This window comes from Anaerostipes sp. AF04-45 (assembly GCF_003461725.1).
Classification (GTDB): Bacteria; Bacillota; Clostridia; order Lachnospirales; family Lachnospiraceae; genus Anaerostipes; species Anaerostipes caccae.
The window spans coordinates 1-24,244 of the sequence record NZ_QTXQ01000011.1; the positions used below are offsets into that span (position 1 = coordinate 1).

16 protein-coding genes, 2 tRNA genes and 1 pseudogene are annotated in these 24,244 nt (G+C 45.5%); 1 reads left to right on the plus strand and 18 read right to left on the minus strand.

Going from position 1 to position 24,244, the window contains the following annotated elements; genetic code table 11:
* Window positions 1–244: 244 nt before the first annotated feature.
* From DWV34_RS14380 to DWV34_RS14420, 9 genes are all read right to left on the minus strand, one after another.
* Window positions 245–333, minus strand: a tRNA-Ser gene (locus DWV34_RS14380).
* A 49-nt stretch (window positions 334–382) separates the two neighbouring features.
* Window positions 383–468: transfer RNA gene (locus DWV34_RS14385), tRNA-Ser, on the minus strand.
* A gap of 211 nt (window positions 469–679) precedes the next feature.
* Window positions 680–1,471 carry a 2-C-methyl-D-erythritol 4-phosphate cytidylyltransferase gene (ispD, locus tag DWV34_RS14390; RefSeq protein ID WP_009289892.1) on the minus strand — a complete coding sequence of 264 codons (792 nt, stop codon included), beginning with the start codon at window positions 1,469–1,471 and terminating at the stop codon, window positions 680–682.
* A 16-nt stretch (window positions 1,472–1,487) separates the two neighbouring features.
* Window positions 1,488–2,510 (minus strand): tRNA (adenosine(37)-N6)-threonylcarbamoyltransferase complex transferase subunit TsaD, encoded by a 1,023-nt coding sequence (gene tsaD, locus DWV34_RS14395; protein WP_006565408.1) that lies wholly within the window; start codon window positions 2,508–2,510, stop codon window positions 1,488–1,490.
* Between the two features lie 10 nt (window positions 2,511–2,520).
* The gene (locus DWV34_RS14400) at window positions 2,521–3,432 is read right to left on the minus strand and encodes a ribonuclease Z (protein WP_009289893.1); all 912 of its coding nucleotides are present in this window, start codon (window positions 3,430–3,432) and stop codon (window positions 2,521–2,523) included.
* Window positions 3,433–3,446: 14 nt separating this feature from the next.
* Window positions 3,447–4,151: a ribosomal protein S18-alanine N-acetyltransferase gene (gene rimI / locus DWV34_RS14405; protein WP_022260983.1), complete on the minus strand. Its 705-nt coding sequence runs from the start codon at window positions 4,149–4,151 to the stop codon at window positions 3,447–3,449.
* Window positions 4,132–4,860 carry a tRNA (adenosine(37)-N6)-threonylcarbamoyltransferase complex dimerization subunit type 1 TsaB gene (tsaB, locus tag DWV34_RS14410; RefSeq protein ID WP_006568583.1) on the minus strand — a complete coding sequence of 243 codons (729 nt, stop codon included), beginning with the start codon at window positions 4,858–4,860 and terminating at the stop codon, window positions 4,132–4,134. Before tsaB ends, rimI begins: the two co-directional genes overlap by 20 nt.
* Window positions 4,861–5,283 carry a tRNA (adenosine(37)-N6)-threonylcarbamoyltransferase complex ATPase subunit type 1 TsaE gene (tsaE, locus tag DWV34_RS14415; protein ID WP_009289895.1) on the minus strand — a complete coding sequence of 141 codons (423 nt, stop codon included), beginning with the start codon at window positions 5,281–5,283 and terminating at the stop codon, window positions 4,861–4,863.
* A 1-nt stretch (window position 5,284) separates the two neighbouring features.
* Window positions 5,285–5,794 (minus strand): YcxB family protein, encoded by a 510-nt coding sequence (locus DWV34_RS14420; RefSeq protein WP_006568581.1) that lies wholly within the window; start codon window positions 5,792–5,794, stop codon window positions 5,285–5,287.
* A gap of 157 nt (window positions 5,795–5,951) precedes the next feature.
* Here DWV34_RS14420 and DWV34_RS14425 point away from each other — a divergent pair, with 157 nt between their 5' ends.
* On the plus strand, window positions 5,952–6,494 hold the full coding sequence (locus tag DWV34_RS14425; RefSeq protein ID WP_006568580.1) for a stage V sporulation T C-terminal domain-containing protein: 543 nt from the start codon (window positions 5,952–5,954) through the stop codon (window positions 6,492–6,494).
* A 59-nt stretch (window positions 6,495–6,553) separates the two neighbouring features.
* Here DWV34_RS14425 and uvrA read toward each other — a convergent pair whose 3' ends face one another.
* The 9 genes and pseudogenes from uvrA to DWV34_RS14470 form a co-directional block, all read right to left on the minus strand.
* Window positions 6,554–9,379, minus strand: a complete 2,826-nt coding sequence (gene uvrA, locus DWV34_RS14430; protein ID WP_006568579.1) for an excinuclease ABC subunit UvrA — start codon at window positions 9,377–9,379, stop codon at window positions 6,554–6,556.
* Window positions 9,380–9,388: 9 nt separating this feature from the next.
* On the minus strand, window positions 9,389–11,374 hold the full coding sequence (uvrB, locus tag DWV34_RS14435) for an excinuclease ABC subunit UvrB (RefSeq protein ID WP_118476565.1): 1,986 nt from the start codon (window positions 11,372–11,374) through the stop codon (window positions 9,389–9,391).
* Between the two features lie 367 nt (window positions 11,375–11,741).
* Window positions 11,742–15,329 (minus strand): annotated as a pseudogene (locus tag DWV34_RS18130) (response regulator).
* Entirely contained in the window at window positions 15,304–17,508 is a 2,205-nt protein-coding gene (locus DWV34_RS14445; protein ID WP_243000884.1) for an EAL domain-containing protein, read from the minus strand. Before DWV34_RS14445 ends, DWV34_RS18130 begins: the two are co-directional and overlap by 26 nt.
* Window positions 17,509–17,581: 73 nt before the next feature.
* A complete protein-coding gene (locus DWV34_RS14450; RefSeq protein WP_009289900.1) occupies window positions 17,582–18,967 on the minus strand; it encodes a GntR family transcriptional regulator in 1,386 nt (461 codons plus the stop codon).
* Window positions 18,968–19,150: 183 nt separating this feature from the next.
* Window positions 19,151–19,975 carry a type II secretion system protein gene (locus DWV34_RS14455; RefSeq protein WP_006568571.1) on the minus strand — a complete coding sequence of 275 codons (825 nt, stop codon included), beginning with the start codon at window positions 19,973–19,975 and terminating at the stop codon, window positions 19,151–19,153.
* Between the two features lie 32 nt (window positions 19,976–20,007).
* Window positions 20,008–21,198 (minus strand): S41 family peptidase, encoded by a 1,191-nt coding sequence (locus DWV34_RS14460; protein ID WP_022260988.1) that lies wholly within the window; start codon window positions 21,196–21,198, stop codon window positions 20,008–20,010.
* Between the two features lie 169 nt (window positions 21,199–21,367).
* On the minus strand, window positions 21,368–22,780 hold the full coding sequence (locus DWV34_RS17430; protein ID WP_009289903.1) for a hypothetical protein: 1,413 nt from the start codon (window positions 22,778–22,780) through the stop codon (window positions 21,368–21,370).
* Window positions 22,781–22,927: 147 nt separating this feature from the next.
* Window positions 22,928–24,244: a GntP family permease gene (locus DWV34_RS14470; RefSeq protein WP_118476568.1), complete on the minus strand. Its 1,317-nt coding sequence runs from the start codon at window positions 24,242–24,244 to the stop codon at window positions 22,928–22,930.

Here is a 24,244-nt window from a genome sequence, read left to right on the forward strand (position 1 = left end):
TTTTTCAAAAGATACTGAAAATCTCTTAGAATTTTCAAGGTTGTCTTATTGTTTAGTTGTCAATGTTCGCGTTTGTAGTATTGTGTGCATAAAAAATGAAGTGTATCGCGTGAAGAATTCATTCTTCTAAGCGTATACGATTTACTTTTTATATAAGCGGCTCTGCCGCGACTGAGGAAGTGAAACTTCCGAAGTGCACACTGCACTCAAACTTATCTTTCAGAACCTCTTGTCAAAGTTCCAACGGAGAAGGAGGGATTTGAACCCTCGCGCCGCTATTAACGACCTACTCACTTTCCAGGCGAGCCCCTTCAGCCACTTGGGTACTTCTCCAAGCGTCCCTAACTACTTTGCTGTCAGCTAATGCTGATCTTCAAAGTAACGGAGAGGGTGGGATTCGAACCCACGCGCCCTTGCGGACAAACGGTTTTCAAGACCGCCTCGTTATGACCACTTCGATACCTCTCCAGGTACTTGTTTTGTTTGTTTTTTGAGCGCCTCTCTCGGTGACGCTTGTATATAATACCAAACGCTCCTACACTTGTCAACAAGTTTTTTGAAAAAAGTTTATTTTTTTGGTATCTGACGGACTCATGCCGCAATCAGGCAGATTTTCGTCTGTCACTGCACATGAAATGTATCTGATTATTTTTAAAATACTTAGAATAAAATCTGTAAACTATTTTTTCTTTTTTGTAAAAAACCGCTTCTGCAGTATCTTCATCTGCAGATAAATAATCTTATCATGGACATTGTGCAGGAACCGGAACAGTTTTCTGGCCTTCACAAGGCTTCCTGCGATTCTCACATCCTCGGGAGTTGTCACCTTAATATTGTCATAACTTCCTTCAATAAGCTTCACTTTAACTCTCTGATCTCCATAATTTTCAAGTACCATACCGTCATCGGTTGCCGTAGTATCTCCACTGTCCATCAACTTCTGATAGGCATCATAGATCAGATTAAAATCAAAACACTGAGGAGTCTGGACCTGCCAGAGCTTTCTTCTTGGAGGTGTCGAAACAGCATAAGTGTCATTGTCTACGACCTTGATTGTATCTTTTGAAGGCATACCGACCACACAAGCTTTATGCCTGCGCACATTGATAATACATTTCCGTATGATATCGGCATTCAGCATCGGCCTCGCTCCGTCGTGAATCAAGACATAGTCTGCCTCTCCAATGCTTCTCAGCCCGAGATAGACAGACTCGTACCGTTCCCGGCCTCCGGCTACGATTCTGCTCACCTTTTCAAACTGATACTTGTCTACAATATATTTCTTACAATAGTCAATCTCATCCTCTCCGGTTACTAAGATGACTTCATCCACCGGACTGTGTTCAAAAGCTTTTAGGGCGTAGTAGATCAGAGGTCTCGACTTAATGATCATATACTGTTTGGGAATCCCGCTCCCCATGCGTTTCCCTTCTCCCGCGCCAAGTACTATGGCTACGATTTTCTCCTTCATGGCATCTCCTAATTGTTTATCTCTGGCCGATCTTCAACCCCGGAACCGCATTCAGATCCCAGCCGCTTCTGGCTCCGTTCATATATTCATAATACCCTGCGGCTCCGATCATTGCCGCGTTATCTGTACATAATATGGGTGATGGATGATAAAATGCAATTCCTGCTTCCCGGCATCTGGTCTGAATTTTCTCCCTGAAAGCTCCGTTGGAAGCCACTCCCCCGGCAATCGCAAGTTTCCGGTAGCCGAGATTCTTTGCCGCTTCAACGCCGTGAGTACTGAGCACATCCACAACAGCTTCCTGAAAAGAAGCCGCCACATCTGCCCGGTTTACTTCTTCCCCCTTCATCTCACACTTATTCAGATAATTCAGAACAGAGGACTTCAGTCCGCTGAAACTGAAATCATTCGGCGCATCGTCCACTTTTGCCCTTGGAAACTTAATCGCTTCTTTATTGCCTTCTCTTGCCAGAGCTTCGATCTTTGGACCTCCAGGATAGCCGAGACCGATGGACCTGGCCACCTTGTCAAAGGCCTCTCCCGCAGCATCGTCCCTAGTACGCCCGATGATTTCATAGACACCGTAATCTTTTACATCCACCAGATGTGTATGTCCGCCGGATACAACAAGACATAAAAACGGAGGTTCCAGCTCGTGGTGTTCTATATAATTGGCACAAATATGCCCTTCAATATGATGCACCCCTACCAGGGGCTTGTTTTTAGCAAAAGCGATTGCCTTTGCCTCCGCTACACCCACGAGCAAAGCTCCAACGAGTCCTGGTCCATAGGTAACTGCTACCGCATCAATAGAATCCAAAGTCTCACCCGCCTCATTCAGCGCCTCTCTGATCACATAGTTGATCTTTTCGATATGTTTTCTCGATGCGATCTCCGGTACGACTCCGCCGTACAGCTTATGTAGTTCTATCTGTGATGAAATAATATTGGATTTGACACTTCTCCCATTTTCCACTACTGCGGCGGCAGTCTCATCGCAGGAAGATTCAATTGCCAGTATTTTAATATTTTTATCCATTGTCCGCTCCCTATTCCTCACAAAAATCCAAAGTAACCGTTTTTCCGTCCTTTCCGGCCTTGGATCTCGGAAAGATCTCTCTGACCTTTCCCATAAATTCCTCTGGTCTTACCAAAGACGGGCTGTAATGGGTCAGCCAGAGCTGACCCACATCTGCCTGTTTCGCAAGCCTTGCAGCTTCATAAAATGTCATATGTTTATACTCTTTTGCCTTTTTCTCTTTGCCTTCTTCCCCATACATGCCCTCACAGATGAACAGATCTGCACCACGGGCATTTTCTGCTATGAAAGGGACAGGTCTTGTGTCCGTACAATAAGTCAGTTTAATCCCTTTTCTTGATTCACCGAGGATCATATCACTGGTTAAGATACGTCCGTCGGCTTCTATCGTCTCGCCTTTCTGAAGACGGCTCCAGTACTTCATCGGGATGTCGTTCTGCCTTGCCTTTTCCGGATCGAATTTTCCGGCTCTCGGTATGATCATATTATATCCATAGCACATAATGTTATGCTGTACCCGGAACGCCTCGATCTGATATCCGTCCATAGGAATCACCTGTTGTTTGCCGGATAATTCCAAAAATTCGATCTCAAACGGGAGATCCGGAGCAATGACCCTTAAGGACTGTACGACCCGCTCCACACCTTTCGGCCCAATGATCAATAACGGTTCCGTCCGCTCGGCATTTCCAAGTGTCAGCAAAAGACCCGGAAGTCCGCTGATATGGTCTGCGTGAAAATGCGTAAAACAGATGGCATCCAGAGGCTTCACACTCCACCCCCGTTCTTTGATCGCCACCTGTGTTCCTTCGCCGCAGTCAATCAGCACGTCATGGCCATTGAACCTGGTCATGCACGCCGTCAGTTTCCGATATGGAAGAGGCATCATGCCCCCGGTACCTAATAAACATACATCTAACATTTTACATCCTTTTTCTAAGTCAAGACTTCTTTCTTTTCTTTCACAGAAACCGGTATTTTAAATTTTTTTACCAGTTCATCATAACAATGTTCGCAAAGATAAAATTCATGGCATTCCAGATCTTTGCCTGAAAAATATCCCCACTCCTTCTCACCTTTAAAAAAATCTTCCTTCTCTTTGATTGTTCGACCACATAAGTTGCACTTCATCTCATTCTCCTCCTTATGGGTCTCATTATAAGAAGGTTTTTCTTCCGATACTACTGGTAATGACTGGGCCGGAACGTCCCAGCGCATTAAAACAGCGTCTTCCATCGGATTCCGGTAATATTTGGGTCGCCGGCCCTGAACGATAAATCCCTGCTTTTTATACATGCGGATCGCCGGCTTGTTGGATTCTCTCACTTCCAGATATACAGCGGAGACAAATCTTTTTGCAAGCTCCTCCTGCAGAACGCGGACCAGCCGTGCTCCAATGCCGAAATTCCGTATAAAAGGCAGAACACCAACTCTGAGCAGTTCTCCCTCATCTGCCGCCAGGCGGCCTATGACATAACCGCTGACGCGTTTCATGTCACGCCATACATATATAAAATAATCCTTTTGTCTGAAGGCGTCCTCGATCGTGCGGAGAGACCACGGATCTGAAAAACACTGCTTTTCCAGCTCTGCAATCATCGCAAGATCCTTTTCTCTTACCTCAAATATTGGTTTCTTCATGTTTCAGCCGTTCTTCTCTTTCCCTTTCAGCCTGGGACTTTCGTAAATATTCAGGCTCAAAATCATCTGCCGTGACAAACTTTCCCTGTTGGTAATAGATACCGGCCAGTGCCCCCACTGCACCGGCTCTCTGCCGCCCCGCAAATTCAGGAGCAAAAAAAGCCTTTTCACCCAACTGTTCTGAGATCGTTTCCCTATGGACAGGCACCCCATCCCCCAGGAAAATTACCGTATCCTCAAAATCCGCCAGCTGATCCAGCTGATCCAGCGTATCCTGCATGCTCTGGGCACATTGTTCTTTTATTACTTTAAACTGTCCGCGCTCAAAACGGTAAAATCCGGTATAAACCTGATTCCTTCTTGCATCCATGATGGGACAGATGATTCCCTGCGCTCCGTACAGCTGAAAAGCCAGGCCGTCCACGGACGGGACCGGAATAACCGGCTTGTCCAGAGCCAGGCCGAGCCCTTTTACTGTGGCTGCCCCGATCCGAAGCCCGGTAAAAGAGCCCGGCCCCATGGCTGCTGCAACAGCATCCAGTTCCGTCAGCTCAAATCCCACCTGTTTTCTCATCACATCCAGCATGGGAAGCAGCGTCTGTGAATGGGTAAGTTTATCATTGACCGTATACTCTGCAACCATTACACCGTCCACAAGATAAGCAGCCGATGCCACAAGCCCTGAACTATCCAACGCTAAAATCTTCATCTATATCTCCTCAATCTTAATTTCCCGGTAATCAAATCCCCGTTCCAGGTTTTTGGAAATCGTAATCTTCGTATAATGTTCAGGCAGGATCTCCTCAATCAAGTTGGCCCACTCAATCAGAGAAACTCCCTGCCCGTAAATGTAATCTTCATATCCAATTTCGTCCATCTCCTCCACATCCCCAATGCGGTAGACATCGAAATGGTAAAAAGGCAGACGTCCTTCTTCATACTCCTGCACGATCGTAAAAGTAGGACTCTGCACAGGTTCCTCTACTCCAAGACCCTTTGCAAATCCCTGGGTAAAGACTGTCTTGCCGACTCCTAAATCTCCGCAGAGACAGTACACATCTCCAGGTCCGGCCTTTTCTCCCAGCAGGAAGCCTGTACGAAATGTATCCTCATAACTGAAGCTTTCTGTCATACTAAGACCTCTTTGCATACTTTGGAAGCTTTGTACTGGCCGGTACATGCTGATAAATATAATTCATGATCTCATCTTTCTGTTCTCCGAGTGCTGCATCAGGATAGATAAATGCACTTTGTTTTCCTGTATATAAAATATACATTCCTCTGCTGTGTCTGATCTTGAAGATCTGATTCCAGGGAATGATGCCCGTTTGATCTCCCATTACCACATGAATTCCGTCTTCCTGAAGATCATATTCCGTTTCGTTTTGATACATTGGATTCCCTGCTGCCTGTTTCTTTGCCTTCATATACAAAATAAGCGGTGTGACGATCGTGAAAAGTGCGATCATTAATACTCCAAGCATTGCATAATACATTCCGCCTCCGGCTGCTGTGCCGCGGAATACCATCATAATCCCGACTAAAACGCAGATAACTGTAAAAATCCCTGACTGTCCATTATATGCATGGGTCATAGAGAACTGATACAGATCTTTTGCAGTTAATCTAATTTTAAAATTCATCTCTTACTCCTTTATCTTTTATCATTGAATTTATGCTTTTCATCTCGCTCTAGTTTTTAATTATATCATAGTAAAAAGAGTTTTGGTATATTTTTTCTCCCGATGCAAACAATATCCACATGGGAAAATATATGTTTGTGAGAGGAGACGTAAACACATGAGAGCAACAGGAATAGTACGACGTATTGATGACTTGGGAAGGATCGTAATTCCGAAAGAAATCCGCAAGACAATGCATATCAGAGAAAGTGATCCTTTGGAGATATTTACGGAACACGACGGAAGCATTATTCTAAAAAAATATTCTCCGATCGGGGAAATGGGGCAGATAGCAAAACAGTACGCTGAGTCCATAGCTGCAACCCTTCCTCATACAATCTGTATCTGTGATCAGGATTCCGTCATCGCCGCCGCAGGTCCGAACGGAAAAAAACTGTCCGGAAAACTCCTGCATGAGCAGGCAGAACAGATCATCATTGACCGCGGACAGTTCAGCGCAGCCAAGGGAGATCAGAATTTTGTTCCGATCATCTCCGATTTTCCTGATGAATTTACAAATCAGGCTGTGGCTACGATTATTGCCGAAGGAGATGCTATCGGACTGGTCTGTATTCTTTCCAATGAAAACAAAATGAATGAACAGGACCTGACCATCGCAAAAATAGGTGCATCTTTCCTCGGTAAGCAAATGGAAGATTAGCTGCATCGAAACCGACGTACAAAAACTGCCGGCATGCTCACCGCATGTCCGGCAGTTTATTATTTATCCAGATATTTTTTCAGGTATTTTCCGGTATAAGACTGTTCTGCTTTACATATCTCCTCAGGAGTACCCTGGGCTACAACAGTTCCTCCCTTATTTCCGCCTTCCGGCCCTATGTCGATAATATAATCCGCAGTCTTTATGACTTCCAGATTGTGCTCGATGACAATGACGGTATTGCCGCCTTCCGTCAGCTTGCTCAAAATATCCACCAGCTTATGGACATCTGCAAAATGAAGTCCTGTAGTAGGTTCATCCAGAATATAGATTGTCTTTCCTGTACTCCGTTTGCTCAGTTCCGTAGCCAGTTTGATTCTCTGGGCTTCTCCCCCGGAAAGCTGGGTGGAAGGCTGCCCCAGACGGATATAGGAAAGACCCACATCTCTCAGCGTCTCCATCTTCCGGCTGATGCTCGGAATATTTGAAAAGAATTCACAGGCTTCCTCAACCGTCATATTCAGGACATCATAAATGCTCTTTCCTTTGTAGAGAACTTCCAGTGTTTCTCTGTTGTACCTCTTTCCCTGACACACTTCACAGGGAACATACACATCCGGAAGGAAATGCATCTCGATCTTAATGATCCCGTCCCCGGCGCATGCCTCACATCTTCCGCCCTTTTTATTAAAGCTGAACCTACCTTTATTGTATCCGCGGCTTCTTGCGTCCTTTGTCATGGCAAACAAATCTCTGATCTGATCAAATACACCCGTGTAAGTCGCAGGATTTGATCTCGGTGTCCGTCCGATCGGAGACTGGTCAATATCGATGATCTTATCCAGCTGGTCAAAGCCTTCGATGTCTGTGTGTTTTCCCGCCTTGATTTTTGCACGGTTCAGCTCTTTCGCCAGTCTCTTATAAACAATCTGATTAATCAGAGAACTCTTCCCGGAACCGGATACACCGGTCACACAGGTAAAGATTCCCAGAGGGATATCCACATCGATATTTTTGAGGTTATTCTCTCTGGCACCAATTACCTTCATCCAGCCGGAAGGCTCTCTGCGCTCCTCCGGAACCGGTATTTTAATCCTTCCGCTAAGATATGCACCGGTGATGGATTTTTTATTCTTCATGATCTGCTGGGCGGTTCCCTGGGCTACAATCTCACCGCCGTACTCTCCGGCTCCGGGTCCAACGTCCACAATATGATCCGCTGCCAGCATCGTATCCTCATCGTGTTCCACGACCAGCAGGGTATTTCCCAGATCTTTTAAATTTTTCAGGGTATTGATGAGTTTGTCATTGTCTCTCTGATGCAGACCGATGCTTGGTTCGTCCAAAATATATGCCACACCCACAAGACCCGATCCGATCTGGGTTGCAAGGCGTATTCTCTGGGCTTCTCCCCCGGAAAGTGTTCCGGTTGCCCTGGAAAGTGTCAGGTATTCAAGCCCCACATTGTTGAGGAACCCTACTCTGGCCTTAATTTCCTTTAAAATCTGGCTTCCAATAAACTGCTGCCGGTCTGTCAGTTCCATCTCGTCCAAAAAGACAGAAATTTCTCCCACAGACATGTCACACATTTCCGCAATATTTTTTCCTGCCACAGTCACAGCCAGTGACTCTGCCTTCAGTCTCTGTCCGTGACACTCCTCACATGGGGTGACCGTCATGTAATTTTCGTACTCTGCCTTCATAGATTCAGAGGATTCCCGGTATCTTCGGCCTACATTCCTGATCAGACCTTCAAAGGATACATCATAAACACCCTGTCCCCTCTGGCCTGTATAATGAACCTTCACTTCTTTTCCATTTGTTCCGTAAAGAATCACGTCTCTGATCTTTTTCGGATAGTCTTTAAAAGGTGTGTTTAGGTCAAATTTATATTCTTTTGCAAGAGCATCGAGGATCGCCCGGGTATAACTTTTCTTGTCTGTACAGGACTGCCAGCCCATCACCTGAATCGCACCTTCCGCAATGCTCAGTTTTGGGTCAGGAATCATAAGATCCACATCAAATTCCATCTTATATCCGAGACCGTGACATACCGGGCAGGCTCCGAACGGATTGTTAAAAGAAAAGCTTCTCGGCTCAATCTCGTCAATGCTGATATCACAGTCAGGACAGGAAAAACTCTGGCTGAAATTCATCGGTTCTCCTCCAATAATATCCACAGTCATTAATCCGTCCGCCAGGTCCAGCGTTGTCTCAATAGAATCCGTCAGTCTCTTTTCAATCCCCGGGCGCACTGCCAGCCGGTCCACAACGATCTCAATGCTGTGCTTTTTATTTTTGTCCAGTGTGATCTCTTCCTCCAGATCATAAATGTTTCCGTCAACCCTGACACGGACATACCCGCTTCTCTTGGCATTTGAGAAAATCTTTTCGTGCCTTCCCTTCCTTCCGCGGACGATCGGCGCCAGAAGCTGAAACTTTGTTCCCTCTTTAAGTTCCATGATCCGGTCTGCCATCTGGTCTACGGTCTGTCTGCTGATCGGTTTCCCACACTTAGGGCAGTGCGGAATCCCGATCCTGGCGTACAGCAGACGGAAATAATCATAAATTTCCGTCACTGTGCCCACTGTGGACCTGGGATTTCGGTTGGTAGATTTCTGGTCGATGGAAATAGCGGGCGACAGACCTTCAATACTGTCTACATCCGGCTTTTCCATCTGTCCGAGAAACTGTCTTGCATAGGAGGACAGAGACTCCATATATCTCCTCTGCCCTTCCGCATAAATTGTATCGAATGCCAGGGAGGATTTCCCGGAACCGCTCAGTCCTGTGAGAACAACGAACTCGTTCCTGGGTATTTGTAAATCCACATTTTTTAAATTATGTTCTTTCGCTCCTCTGATCCGGATAACATCCTTCTTCATAGTATCTCCTTACTTATCATAATCTCTGTAAGCAATTTTATATTCTTTCAGCTCATCCCGCAGCGCTGCGGCCTCCTCAAAGTTCAGCTCTGCCGCCGCCCTGTTCATCTTCTTGGTGAGCCGTTCAATATTTTCCTTCAGTTCTTTCTTGTTCATAGACTCGATATCTTTTTCATTGGACTGCTCTGCTTCTTCCTCATCGGAAATCTTGATCAGATCACGTATATCCTTCTGAATCGTCTGCGGTGTAATACCGTGCTCTTTATTGTACTGATCCTGGATCGCCCGTCTGCGGTTTGTCTCACTGATGGCGGCTTCCATGGAATCCGTCATATTGTCGGCGTACATGATAACATGTCCTTCACTGTTTCGCGCCGCACGGCCCACTGTCTGCACCAGAGAAGTCTCTGATCTTAAAAAGCCTTCTTTATCTGCATCCAAGATCGCGACGAGTGTGATCTCCGGAATATCCAGTCCCTCTCTCAGCAGATTGATGCCGACAAGCACATCAAACACGTCCATCCTCAAATCCCTGACGATCTCTGTACGCTCAAGAGTATCAATATCAGAATGCAGATATTTAACACGGATTCCAACCTCCCTCATGTAATCGGTCAGCTCCTCCGCCATCCGCTTTGTGAGAGTGGTAACCAGAACTTTATGTCCCTGTTCCGTCTCTTTATGCACTTCAAATAAAAGGTCGTCAATCTGTCCTTTTACCGGACGCACATCGATCGGCGGATCTAAAAGTCCGGTCGGGCGGATGATCTGTTCTGCCCTGAGAAGTTCATGCTCTGCTTCATACTTGCTCGGCGTTGCGGAAACAAACATCATCTGATCGATCTTGCTCTCAAATTCGCTGAATTCCAGCGGTCGGTTATCCTTCGCGGACGGCAGACGGAATCCGAAATCCACCAGGGTAGACTTTCTGGACTGATCTCCGGAATACATTCCGCCGATCTGCGGCACTGTGATATGGGACTCGTCCACGATCACGAGAAAATCATCCCCAAAGAAATCGATCAGCGTGCTTGGCGGTTCCCCTGGTTTACCCCCGGTCAGATGCCTGGAATAATTCTCGATGCCGGAACAGAACCCGGTCTCCCTCAGCATCTCTATATCAAAATTCGTTCGTTCCGCAATCCTCTGTGCCTCGATCAGCTGGTCATTTTCCTGAAAATATTTCACCCTCTCGGCCAGCTCCTGTTTGATATTGACGATGGCCTGCTCAATCTGTTCCTGAGGCACTACGTAGTGGGATGCAGGAAATATGGCGAGAAAGTTAATGCTTCTCTTGACCTCTCCCGTGAGAACATCAAATTCCACGATCCTGTCGATCTCGTCTCCAAAAAACTCTACCCGGACAGCCTCCTCAAATGTAGAGACCGGAAGAATCTCCAGAACATCACCTTTCACCCGGAAGGTTCCCCTTTTAAAATCCAGTTCGTTTCGGACGTACTGAATATTGATCAGTTCATCGATCACCTGATCCCTGTCCTTCTCCATACCGGGTCTTAAGGAAATCATCATCTCAGAGTAATTTTCCTTGCTTCCTATCCCGTAGATACAGGAAACACTGGATACTACGATCACATCCTTCCTCTCTATGAGAGCGGCTGTGGCGCTGTGTCTCAGTTTATCAATCTCATCGTTGACGGAAGAGTCTTTTTCAATATAGGTATCTGTGGAAGGCACATAGGCCTCCGGCTGATAATAATCATAGTAACTCACAAAATATTCCACCGCATTATGTGGAAAAAATGCTTTAAATTCACTGTAGAGCTGTGCTGCCAGAGTCTTGTTATGGGCAATGATCAGTGTAGGTTTATTTAATTCCTGAATGACATTTGCCATTGTAAACGTTTTTCCTGAACCTGTAACCCCTAACAGCGTTTCAAACTGATTCCCCTGCTTAAATCCGGAAACCAGCTGTCTGATCGCTTCCGGCTGATCCCCGGTAGGCTCAAATTCAGATACCAATTCAAAATGATCCATAAATATACACCTCCGTATATTGAAAAACGGGATAGAAATTCCCATAATTATGATTCCCATTCACTGAAATATCATACCCACAGGGCACACTGCACTTTATACCCTTAGGGTAGGCGCGCTTAGAAATGCGCTCCTCCAATAGCGGTAAATAACTTTCGAAAAGTGGCACCTTTGACTTCTAAGCAGCCTGCTCCAGCAGATAATATGTCCATTTTCCACATGATTGGAGTGAGGCATTCTAAGAGCCGAACGGAAATCATGTGGAAAATGTCATACTCTGTGTATCAGACTTGATTATATCAGACCCCACGAAAAAAGTACAGAACAAATTCGAATGTTTGTTCTGTACTATCAAATTTGAATATGCCTATTCTTCACCGCCGTATATAAAATCATATAATGTCCTGTATAATCTGTCCGGCTCGATTGGCTTCGCCAGATGAGCATTCATCCCAGCCGCCTTACTTTTCTCCACATCATCGTCGAATGCATTGGCTGTCATGGCTATGATCGGAATATCCTGAGCATCTTCGTTGCTCAAATTCCGGATATTGGCAGCAGCAGCAAGACCATCCATGATCGGCATCCGGATATCCATGAGGATCGCATCGTAATGCCCCTGCTCGGATTTACTGAACATTTCCATGGCACGAAGACCATTTTCTGCCGTTTCAACGGCAAATCCCTTTACTTCCAGCAGCATCTTTACAATTTCCGTATTCAGTGCGTTGTCCTCAACCAGAAGAATCCTCCTGCCGTTAAACTCAAAATCTATTTTTTCTTCCGGAATTTTTTCTTCCTCTTTTTGCCCGAGCACTTTTGTAAAAGCTGAAATCAGAGAAGATTTAAACATCGGCTTGCTCATAAGAAGATTGACCCCTGCGGTCTTAGCTTCCTGTTCGATGGAAATCCAGTCATATGCTGTCATGATGATGATCGTTACTTCAGGGCCTACAATCCTGCGCAGACGGCGGGCGGTTTCAATACCGTCCATCTCCGGCATCTTCCAGTCAATGAGAATCATGTCAAAATAATTACCGATATCCCACAGGTGCCGTACCCGTTCCACCGCTTTGTATCCGCTGTCTACCCACTCTGCCTTGATCCCCATTTCTTTTAAAGTCACTACCGCACTCTCGCATACAGTCACATCATCGTCCACCACAAGCGTACTGAGGTGATCAAAATTATAGCTATGCTGTTTCTGATGATGACGCAGTTTTTCTTCTTCTGTGATTCCAAGCTTCACATCCACGGTAAATTCTGATCCCACCCCTTTTATGGAGCGCACGTTAATCCTTCCGTCCATCATATCCACGATGCTTTTAGAAATGGCGAGTCCAAGCCCCGTGCCGCCATAGACAGAAGTAATCCCGGTACTCTCCTGTGAAAATGTTTCAAAAATGTGGGGAAGAAACTCTTCATCCATTCCCACTCCGGTGTCATTTATTATGAAACGCAGAGTCACATCATTTTTCGTTTTTTTGAGGCGCAGCGTAGAAAACGTGATTTTTCCGCCCTCCTCGGTAAACTTGACCGCATTCCCGATAATATTGATCAAAACCTGCTGGAGCTTCATTGCGTCTCCAATATAGTAATCATCGATCATCGGATCTACGACGCAGTCATAATCAACGCCTTTTGCATCTGCCTGGGCATAACAGATGGAATTGATGCCGTTTATAAACTCCTCCATCGGAATCTTTTCATTTTTCAGCAGCATCTTTCCGCTCTCGATCCGGCTCATGTCTAAGATGTCATTGATTAAAGACAGAAGGTACCTGGATGAAATTCCAATCTTTGAAATACAGTCCTCCACTTTAGTTTCATTGCCGATAGACTGAGCCGCTATGGTGCACATTCCAATGATTGCATTCATCGGCGTTCGGATTTCATGGCTCATGCGGGACAGAAAATCAGATTTAGCCGCATTGGCCTGCTCGGCACCGGCCAGCGCAGCGGCCAGTTCCTGTTTCTGCCGCTGTTCCTGTCTCACAATCTCTGTCACATCGACCCTGGCAAGGCAGACACGTCCGAGATCCCTGTCAATGTAGAAAACTTCACACCGCTTCACCTGAAGATTCCCCTGCTGATCCCTCATTTCCATCATAAAAGAATAAGATTCATCTTCTAACAGTTTGCGAATCATGTAGTTGTAGTCAAGATTACCCAGATAAATCCTCCGGGCTTCCTCATCCATAAAACGGTTTGCAAGACCGCGGATCTCCTGCTGAAATTTTCCCTGCATTGGTATCGTATTATTTGCCTTCAGATCAAAGGAAAGCAGGCGGTAATTGTCCTTTACAATATCAATGTCGGCGATCATATCATAGTCCAGATCTGTAATCTTACTGAGCAGTTACTCCTGCATTTTCTGCTCCGTCTCATCTGAAGTGTAGAAGAAAATGATGATATCTCCTGTTTCCGGATTTAGATAAGATCGGAAGTTCGTACTGCTCCAGAACACACTGCCGTCGCTGCGTTTTCTGAGATAATGAAAATTATAATCCACCTTTCCCGCCGCATAGTCTGCTATAACTTTTTCCCGCCGCATTTCTTCTCTGATTTGATTGCCGTAGACGGGATCTGATGCTGACTCTGCCACCTTTTCTATCGTATACTGATAACTCCTGCCAATCTCCGTCACTCCGGCTTCCTCAGATGCCACATAGTTCTCCACAACATTCTGCGTTACATTCATTCTTCCCTGGATGCTGCCTCCATTCAATGACATATCTGCAAAATAAGCCAGTTCCTTCTCATATACTTCCCTGACTCTGTCCTGCAAAAGCTTTTCTTCCGTAATGTCAACGAATACACAGTAAAAATGATGTTCTCCATCTTCTTCCGTAAACAGCTGCGCCTGGATCGAAATCCATACGATCTCTCCATCTTTACGGATCAGCCTGTTCTCATTGTGGATCGTGCTGCCGTATTTCAGCTGTTCCTGCAGTTTTTCTTTCATTACGGCCATATCATCTGGATGAATCACTGCTGCCATATGATTTCCCATGGCGGCAAATTCTTCGCGGGTATAACCTATGAAATCAAACAGCCCGTCATTCGCCGCTATGACAGAAAACTTATCATCAAACCGGCAGCGAAACACGGCACCGGGGATATTATTGTAAATATGTACAATCTCGTTCTGGGCCTTTTTCTGTGCCGTAACATCAATACAGACCGATATAATGGCATCACGGTCATCTTCTGTCACAACCTTATGTGCAACATCGTGCACCCATATATAGGAACCGTCTTTTTTTCTCATACGGTATTCCAGTGTATATTCGTCTCCGCCATCCAGCTGGAATTTAGCATCGGCAACGGCTTTCTCCCGGTCCCCGGGGTGTATGCTGTTGGGCAGCATGCCCTGTATATCAGAAATGAATTCGTCTTCTCTGTCATATCCAAGATAACTTAACATTCTGCGGTTTATAAAATAAAATGGAAATCCTGTTTCCAGGTATCCGCCGATCATCCCTCCTGCAAGTGAATCGTTCAAGATCTGCTGACGCTGGGAAGACAAATTCTACACCACCAGTGTTTTCGGATAATGCTCTGCTTCCCCCTGACTCACCGCCGACTCCGAAAAATGAATACTCCGCACAAGCCAGCTCTCCCTGGTCTGCTCCAGATTAAACAGCCCCCTCAGACTCCATGCGTAAACGGAGTTGGAAAGTATCATTTCCTGAGAAATCATGACGACACCTTCGCCGAGCACCTGTTCGCAAACCACAGAAATGCTTATTTTGAACGGCTCGGGTATCTCCTCAATATCCTGATGCAGATACCGAACCATTTCTTCCCTGCCAAAGGCATATTCTCTTTCTCCGGTTCCGATGAAACTGATATCCTCAGACAGATATCCGGCTGTTTTTTCTGCATCCCGCTGCTCGAACCAGCATCTGCATAAATCCCGTACAGCTTCAGATGCGTTTCTTTGTTCCTCCATATCCTTCTTCCCCCCCCCATAAACTGCAGCTTTCTCTGCCTTCTTCTTTCCCGTGGTACAATCCCTGATCTGCCTGAAATAGTTCTTCACGAGCACGCAGATGAATGGCCTCACGGGTTCTCCGGAGCCTTTTCAGCAAACTTTTCACGGCAAATGGACTGCCGATAAAATCATCTGCTCCAGCCTCCAGGGCTTTCTCCTCTGCTTCCGGGTCCGGCTCTGAGGAGACAATGACCGGTATACTTTCAAGATCCCTGTCTCTCTTCATCTGCTCTGCCACAGCCAGCACATCCGGCCCCGGCAGTGTAAGACTCAATATAACACCGGCGGTCCTTTTTTTATACCATGACAAAAGACGCAGGACTTCTCTGCCGTCACAGGCTTCGAACACGCAGAACTCCTTTTTAAGCCCGCTCTTTATCTGTTTTCTGAAGGTACTGTCCTCTTCGGCAAGGATCAGGACTTCTTTCTTTTCCTCCGGCTCAGACTCCTCTTTTTTGTTTTTGAACAATGTACTGACAGACTCCTCTGCCAGCAGCTTTTCAAACTCACGGCACGGCATAGGCTTTGCAAAATAATAACCCTGCACATAATCGCATCCAGCCTCTTCCAGTCTGGACAGCTGCTCCTTCGTCTCAACCCCTTCCGCCACAACACTCAGATGCATCCATCGTGCCAGACTGATAATAAATTTCATGATTCCCTGGCTGACTGGCTTGGCCGTTTCGCTCTGGATAAACTGCATATCCAGCTTGAGTATATCGATGGGCAGATTGTTCAGCATGTTCAGTGAAGAATAACCGCTCCCGAAATCATCCATTTCTATCACAAATCCCATCTCCCTCAGATGCGCAACGGTATCTATGATCTGGGAAGGGGTTTCTGTGTATGCACTCTCTGTAATCTCCAAATGCAGCCTGGAAGGGTGCAGTCCGTATTTTTTGACGGTTCTCTGGAGAATACAGGATAAATCTGCGTTAAAAATATCTGCCCTTGAAACATTTACAGATACCGGAATCTGTGGATAACCCTTGTCTTCCCATTCCTGAAGCACTCTGCATGTCTTCTCCCAAACATATTGGTCCATTTTCGTTATAAATCCGTTTTTCTCAAAAAGAGGAATAAAATTTGCCGGTGACTGGACTCCCCACTCCGGGTGTTCCCAGCGCACCAATGCCTCTGCCCCGGCCAGAGCTCCGTCTATAATCCGGTATTTGGGCTGTAGATAGATCTGAAACTGGTCTCCGGACAGGGCGTCCTCCATACTGTCCGCGATGGCCTGGTCATGCAGAAGACTGCTGCGAAGTTTATCGTCGTATAATGCATAATATTTTCCATACTGTCCTTTAATACTGCGGGCAGCCAGAAGTGCCCGGTCACACATCTGCTCAGCAGACAGCATCCGGTCCGCCGCCGAGTAAATTCCCCACTTCATCACAATCGTCCCGCCGTCCAGAAGATTATTAATCTGTTCATTGGCTTTCCGGAAAATATCATCTCTGTAATCTTCCCTATGTTCTATCATACAGACAAACTGGTCTGCATTCAGCCTTCCGCAGATTCCCATCCCCTTCACTTCCTGCTCATACATATGTGCAATGCCGCAGAGCAGCTGGTCTCCAGTAGTGTTTCCAAATACATCATTGATGAGTTTAAAATTTTCAATATCAGAACAGATGACATCATACCTGTCGTCCGGATTCCGCATCAGTATATCCTTCATAAGCTGATAAAAAAACTCCTTACTGTACAGTCCCGTCAGACGGTCGTATTTCACCTGATTCACCACGGCAGCGGTCTCCCTCAGATTGATAAGGCCGGCCACACGGTGCAGGATGATCTGGGGTCTGTAAGGCTTGGCCACAAAATCAGAAGCCCCATGAGATAATGCTGCCAGTTCGTCGGACTCTGCATCATTTTGAGTCGTTACGATCACCGGGATTGAGGAATACTCCGAATTCTCTTTCATAACAGATAAAAATGTATATCCGTCCATAACCGGCATGACAATGTCAAGAAGAATCAGTGAAATACCCTCCCCATACTGTTTTAATACTTCCAGGGCCTCTTCTCCGTTTTCTGCCTCGAGAACATCATACTCAGAACCCAGTATCTGGCACAGCAGCTGGCGGTTCAGTTCATTATCTTCCACTACTAATATCTTTTTTTGAGATAGCATACAAATCCCTTTCCTCATGCATCTGTGCACAGCCCCCCAGAACATTTTTATTCCATGGGAACTCTTATCCTGATCAATCTACGGCAATTTCTCTTATATTTTTTTCTTCCTGTTGAAGCAGCATTTCAAGGCAGTCTGCAAATCCGGAAATCTCATCTCTTCCGAGATGCCCGGCGGCATGTTCCATTATTTTCTGGAATGCTTCATAGTATGCTTTATCCTTCAGACGATGAACGGCAAACGGATATCCCCACGCAGTCAGTTCCCGCAATTTTCTGTAACATTCCTTTATCCCCGATAAAGGACATTCTTCCTCTATGAATGTAAGGCAGATCTCAATGCACAAATATCCCTTTTCCGCTTTTACAAGTTCAGAAAATCTTTTTGCAAATTTTTGTTTTTGGATGTCCGGTGCACAGCCCAATGTCCTGAGCAGAACGTTCTTTATCGTTAATTTTAATAACTGAAGGCTCTCCTGATACATCCTGAGGCCGTCCTGAATCTCCGGGCGTCCGATGTCTGCCTGTACGGCTTCGGAAAGGACCTGAGTCCCCTTTCCCTGAAAAGATTTTGTGAGTCCGGCGCTGCTTAGGATACTTAACGACCGCCGCACAGTACTGACAGAGACCTTATAATACTTTGCCATCTTCGGCAGAGACGGCAGAAAGCTTCCTTTTGTATATATTCCATTTTCAATATCTCTTATCACACTGCAGACTAAGGTATAGCAAAACTGCGGTCTCTGCCGGTAAATATTCCACTGAAAAGAGAATGTTTCTGTCTGCTCCAATTCAAACTCTCTCTGGGCTTCATCTATAAAATCAAACAGCCTTTTTACCGATTTATGAAAGCAGTCCTTAAAATAACCCGTAAGCATAACAATACACTCGGATTTAGACTTTCCCTCAAAATTTTCCTGCCGAATATTCCGCATCTCGTCCTCCGCTAAGTACGGAAACTTCAGAAATCGAAGGACCTCCCAGTAAAGATTCAGGATCAGACTGTTATCCAGGGCACGCAGTGCCATCAGACAGAACTGGAAGGTGACGGGTACCGTATGATCAGTATTTTGTTCGAATGAAGGTCTGAACCTTTCCCATTCCCCGAAATTTGACTGATTCAATTCGAGTACCCGGCACGATTCAAACAGCAGTTCACTGGACATAAGAAGATCCTGTATTGCCTTCTTTCTCGGTACAAAATATTCAGCGGCACTCCTTCTGCGCATTTCCGGATTTGACTTATAAATCACTTTCGATGCTTTTCTGGCATCGATTTTTATGTACCCCTGTTTTTCCAATACTGACAAGCCCGCACGGACCGTGGCCGGAGCCATGCGAAATACAGCACAGATTTTCGATATCGACGGCAGATTTTCCCCGTATTTATAGTATCCATAAAGAATCCTGGCTTCATAATACTCGAAGACGAGCCTGTAAATTCTTTCATCTGAACTCATATTTGTTGCTCCTCATAATATATTCTGCTCTCCCCTTTTTCAGCAGATTTATGAAAGACTCTTCAGCTCCAAACTCTGCTCATATATATATTAATAAATTTTATCACAGTTCTGGTCCAAAGGCAAACAAAAAGACTCCCAAAGCAATGCTGCTCAGGAAGTCCTCTTAATCAGCCTTTATGATCAGAACTTAAGCTTGATCCAGCTTCCCTGACCCGGCTTTTCCCACTCTCCGATATTTCCGGGAGCAATGTAGTAATTTCCGTTCACAAAACACAGGTCGCCTCTCTTTACACCCTTTAAGTAAGGGCCTGACGCGTTCTCTGTATCTGCCTCAATGAAAAGTCTGGTGTTGGAATCAATTTTTATCAGCTGATTCGGATTTTGCGCGGCCAGATCTGCCAATGTCAAATCCTTATTCTTATCGGTTCCGAAATATGGGTCATTGACCGAAGCGTACAGTCCGGTTTTGTCCTGATACAAAAAACCGTTTCCGAACCCTGCTCCATATTCGTTGTTGATTGCGTCTTTTTTTTGCTCCCATGCATCTTCGGATGTCCCAAGCTCATGTTTTTTTCCGCTGCTGTCGGTAATCGTGACACTTCCATTTGAAGATTCTTCACCCTCTTCCGGTCCGCCGTCTTTTTCAATCCTGTAAGTTTCATTCTCATAAATCACGGTAATCTCTGCCTTAGACGTATATTTCAGATAAGTCACCTTACAGTCACTGTTAAACCGTATTTCCCGGATCGTTCCTTTTTCTTCTGCCTGAGCAAGAACGTCACTGTACGGAGCGGACAATGTTCCGGCGCCATGTTCTCCATACTGCTCCGAAAGTATTGCCTGAGCCGCCTGGACACAATTTCTGCATTCAGCTACAGCTGCTTTCTCCCTGGCTTTTCTGATATATCCTGTCAGTGAGGGGATCAGCACCGCGATCAGTATAGCCAGAATCAGCAAAACCACGATCAGTTCCACTAAGGTAAATCCATCCTTTTTCGTTCTCATGCTTTCGTTCCTTTTCCGGTTCCTGTAAAATTTTATTTCTTCAGCTTCTTCTTTAAAATCTGCTGCGCTCTTAAAAGCTGTTCATCCGCTTTTGTCTTGGTGTCATCTTTTATGTTTACATTAGGTTTTATCCCCTTCTTATGGATATTTGCTCCTGACGGCGTATAATATGACGCATAGGTTAATTTTGCATAGGAACCGTCTCCCAATTTAAAGAATCCCTGCACAATCCCTTTTCCGAAGGTCTTTTCCCCTACTAAAGTTCCCCTCTTATGATCTTTCACAGCTCCTGACAAGATCTCAGATGCGCTGGCGCTCTCTCCGTTCACAAGGACACAGACCGGAACTTTTACCGACTGCTCTGCATCTGAACGGTATACCTTTTCCTTGCCCTGTTTATCCTTTATAGACACAATCCTGCCTTCACCAAGCAGTTCATCGCAGATATCCACTACAGAATCCACCAGTCCGCCCGGATTATTCCGGACATCCAGAATTAAAGCCTTCATCCCTTTGCTCTGCAGCTGTTTAATGCCTTTCTTAAATTGGCCAACGGTCACTTCGTCAAATTCAGAGATAGACAAATAGCCAATACCATCATCGAGCATTTTTGTCTCAACAGTCTGAGTCACAACCTTTTTTCTCGTAATTGTGTAGTTTTTTACTTTCTTTTCTTTTCCGCGCAGAAAAGAAAGTTTTACCTTCGTGCCTTCTTCTCCTTTTACTTCTGCCACGACCTTATCCAGATCCTTGTCACCGACAGATTTGCCGTCCACTTTGATCAGAACGTCTCCGGCCTTGATTCCGCTTCCGTCACTGGGACCACCCTTGATGACCCTGATCACCTTGATCTCACCTGTGACAGTATCCTGGGAAAGATAAATTCCCACACCTGAAAATACACCATTCGTCGCTTCCATCAGTTCTTTAAATTCACTCTCTGAATAATAAGTGGAATATGGGTCTCCCAGACCTGCCAGATATCCTTTATAAGTATAATTTTCCAGCTGCTCCTCATCCACATCGCCGGTATAGTATTGATCCACGGTCTTTTTAAGGCGCTGCAGTTTATTTGCGATCTCCACATTTTCTCCCGATACCGAATATGTCCTGTATAAAAGAAATCCCTCTCCGAGAGAGATCACAAGCAGAACTGCAATCAAGATTTTTGAGAATTGTTTTTTCATTTCGACCTCCACGTCCGGATATCTCTTTGTAAACAAAGAGCATCCTCCAAATATGTGTTCCATTATAACACTGAGAAAAAGCCGCTACAACCCTCAACTAAACAGCAATGCATAAACCTAACCGACGTATCCGGCTAATTTTCCCATGAGAAAAGCCATGATTTTTCATCACGGCTTCTCTTAAGCTCTGCATTTACTTAAATTTTTATTCAACCATCCAAGTAGCGTACATACATAGCCAGCTGCCTGTTGGTACAGTGTTACTCATCGTAGTGTTATTGGTATATCTTTGTGCATTACAGTTGCCTCCAGATTGTATCATTAATAAATATCTGTTTGATCCGCTGCCCTGCATTAAAAAAGCTTCTGTTACAGATGGACGAAACCCCGCAGGAATTGTAATAATATTGTCATGTGTCTGCCAAGTCGTGCTGTTTGTAACAGCTCCTCTTAAATGCACTGTCTTCCCCATTTTTCTAACCTGAGGTCGATTATATGTTCCGGAATGAGGACTGATTCCATTTCCCATACTGCAGTCCACCCATCCGCTGTCTCCGTAATTAATTGCTTTTGTACTTCCCGATGGTACGCTTCCAGTGTAAGATCCATGATATTTTATTTGTACACCGGTCATATATGCCATATCTTTTTTAACATCTAATATCGCTATATTATCATAAGCCTCCGATTTAGCTACATACAAATACCAGACACTGGGAGCATTCCTATATAAATACATGTCAATGTTTTTCATTCCATAGTTATTATAATAAAATGAATATACGTTTGGATTTGTCCCTGCATCATTTGCAAACTGAATGTATACATTAGTAGCAAATATATCTCCCCTTCTGCAAATTTCCATTTTGATCGGAGAATTTTTATAATTTCCCGACACAGTGATCTCTGCCAGTAACAGATATCCCGATGAACCGCTTCCATTGCCAGACGAAAATACATTAAACCCCTGATCTAAATACAGGTTTCCACTCACTCTGCCCCCTGAAGCCGGCAAATACTTGGTTAAATTTGAGTTTACCTGACTGATCTCATCTTTTACCTCATTCACAGCGCCGGTCAGATCCTTCTTTGCTGTTTTCAGACTGCTTAAATCCCCTACCTCGACATTTAGCTTTTCGATAGCTTCTGAATGGATGTTGTATTGTTTTACAGTAGCCATTCCTGCTGGATCTATGGAAATATCAAACGGTTTTTCATTAGAATTCTGCATATGAAAATTCCATGTTATAGAAAACCCTGGAGATTCATCTTCTGCCGGTACTATTTTTTTCTCGTTTGCCTGAGCAAGACAATATAAGATTTCTCCTCCGTCCGGATTCTCAGCATATAGTCCCACCTGCCAAAGCTCATATCTTTCATTCCATCCGGTATTTTCTAAAACCACAGGAATTGTGATCTGCTCCCCCTTAACGGAAGCAGGAAGAAATCTGATTTCCTGCTTCGGGGATGTTACTTCTGTCTGCTGTCTCAGATTCACAGGCGGGACAGTACCGGCCCCTGTAACAGCCCTTACAATTTTCAGTGTATGACCGTTGATTATTCTGGACTGCAGCGCGATACCCGCATCCGTCACAACTGCGTTCTGCCAAAAATTCATATTATACCCTCCTTACTTTATAATCCTCATACTTCTAAGGAAAATATAACATGATGCAAACGGACAATGTGGGCAGATATTACGCTCATTTTGTACATGATTGGAGTGAGGCATTCTAAGAGCCGAACGGAAATCATGTACAAAATGTCACACTATTCCCATCATCCCCATCGCCACAACAACTACGGTTGCCACAATCGGAATCACACAGGTAACCATTCCGATATCTGCATAAGATTTTTTATGTGTCATTCCCGCTACGGCCAGCAGTGTGATGACAGCCCCGCAGTGCGGCAGAGAATCCAGTCCCCCGGATGCGATGGATGCAACACGGTGGAAAGCACCCGGATCAATGTTCAAAGATGTGGCCATCTCCATATATTTCGGCCCCAATGCTTCCAGCGCGATGCCCATGCCTCCGGAGGATGATCCGGTAGCTCCGGCCAGAAGTGTTACAGCCAGTGCCTCCGAAATGAGAGGACTTGCTTTGATGCCCAGGACAGCCTTTGTAAGCACGGCAAATCCGGGAGCCGCTTTCACCACGGCACCGAATCCCACAGCCGCAGATGTGTTCATGATCGCCATGACAGATCCGTTGGCACCTTCACTGACAGCGCCAATGATGTCCTTCAAATTCCGCAGATTTAAAAGAACAGACGCGGCGATCCCCAGGAGCAGGGCAATGATGATGGCGTAAGTAGACTTCTTATCTTCCGGAAACGCGATCCACATCGGCAGAACATTCAGTGATGCCACAACGATCAGCAGTGGCACAACCGACAGCAGCGGATTGGGCAGATCCTCTGAAGCACTCTCCTTTATATTGTCAGGTTCATCAAAGTGTTCTCCAGCGGCAGTCATTTTCTTTGCGCGGTAAGACAGCCACAGATAACCTCCCACAAGCATTACGAGCCCGCCCGCAATACCCATGACGGGCCCGGACATTGCGTTCGTCCCGAAATATTTTGTGGGAATGATATTATTCAGCTGGGGATTGCCGGGAAATGCGGTCATGGAAAATGTGAATGCACCGCAGGCAATACACCCTGGGATCAGTCTTCTCGGAAGATCAGCCTCCCGGAATAAGGATACGGCAATCGGATAAATGGCAAACACAACCACAAACAGTGAAATTCCGCCATAGACCAAAATACCGCAGCTGATAATCACCGCCAGGATTGCCCTCTGGGCTCCGATCATTGAGGACAATTTTTTTGCCACAGAATGAGCCGCCCCCGTAACTTCCATCGCCTTTCCGAAAATCGCTCCCAAAAGAAATATTGGAAACCAGGATTTGGCAAAATCTACAAGCCCCTGCATATAGGTGTCTGTATATGCAGGTAGCAGAGAAAGTCCCCCGGTCAGCGCCACAACCATAGCGGATACCGGAGCCACCCAGATAATTGAATATCCCTTGTACGCCAGGAATACCAGCAGCGCAAGCCCTAAAACAATTCCAATCAT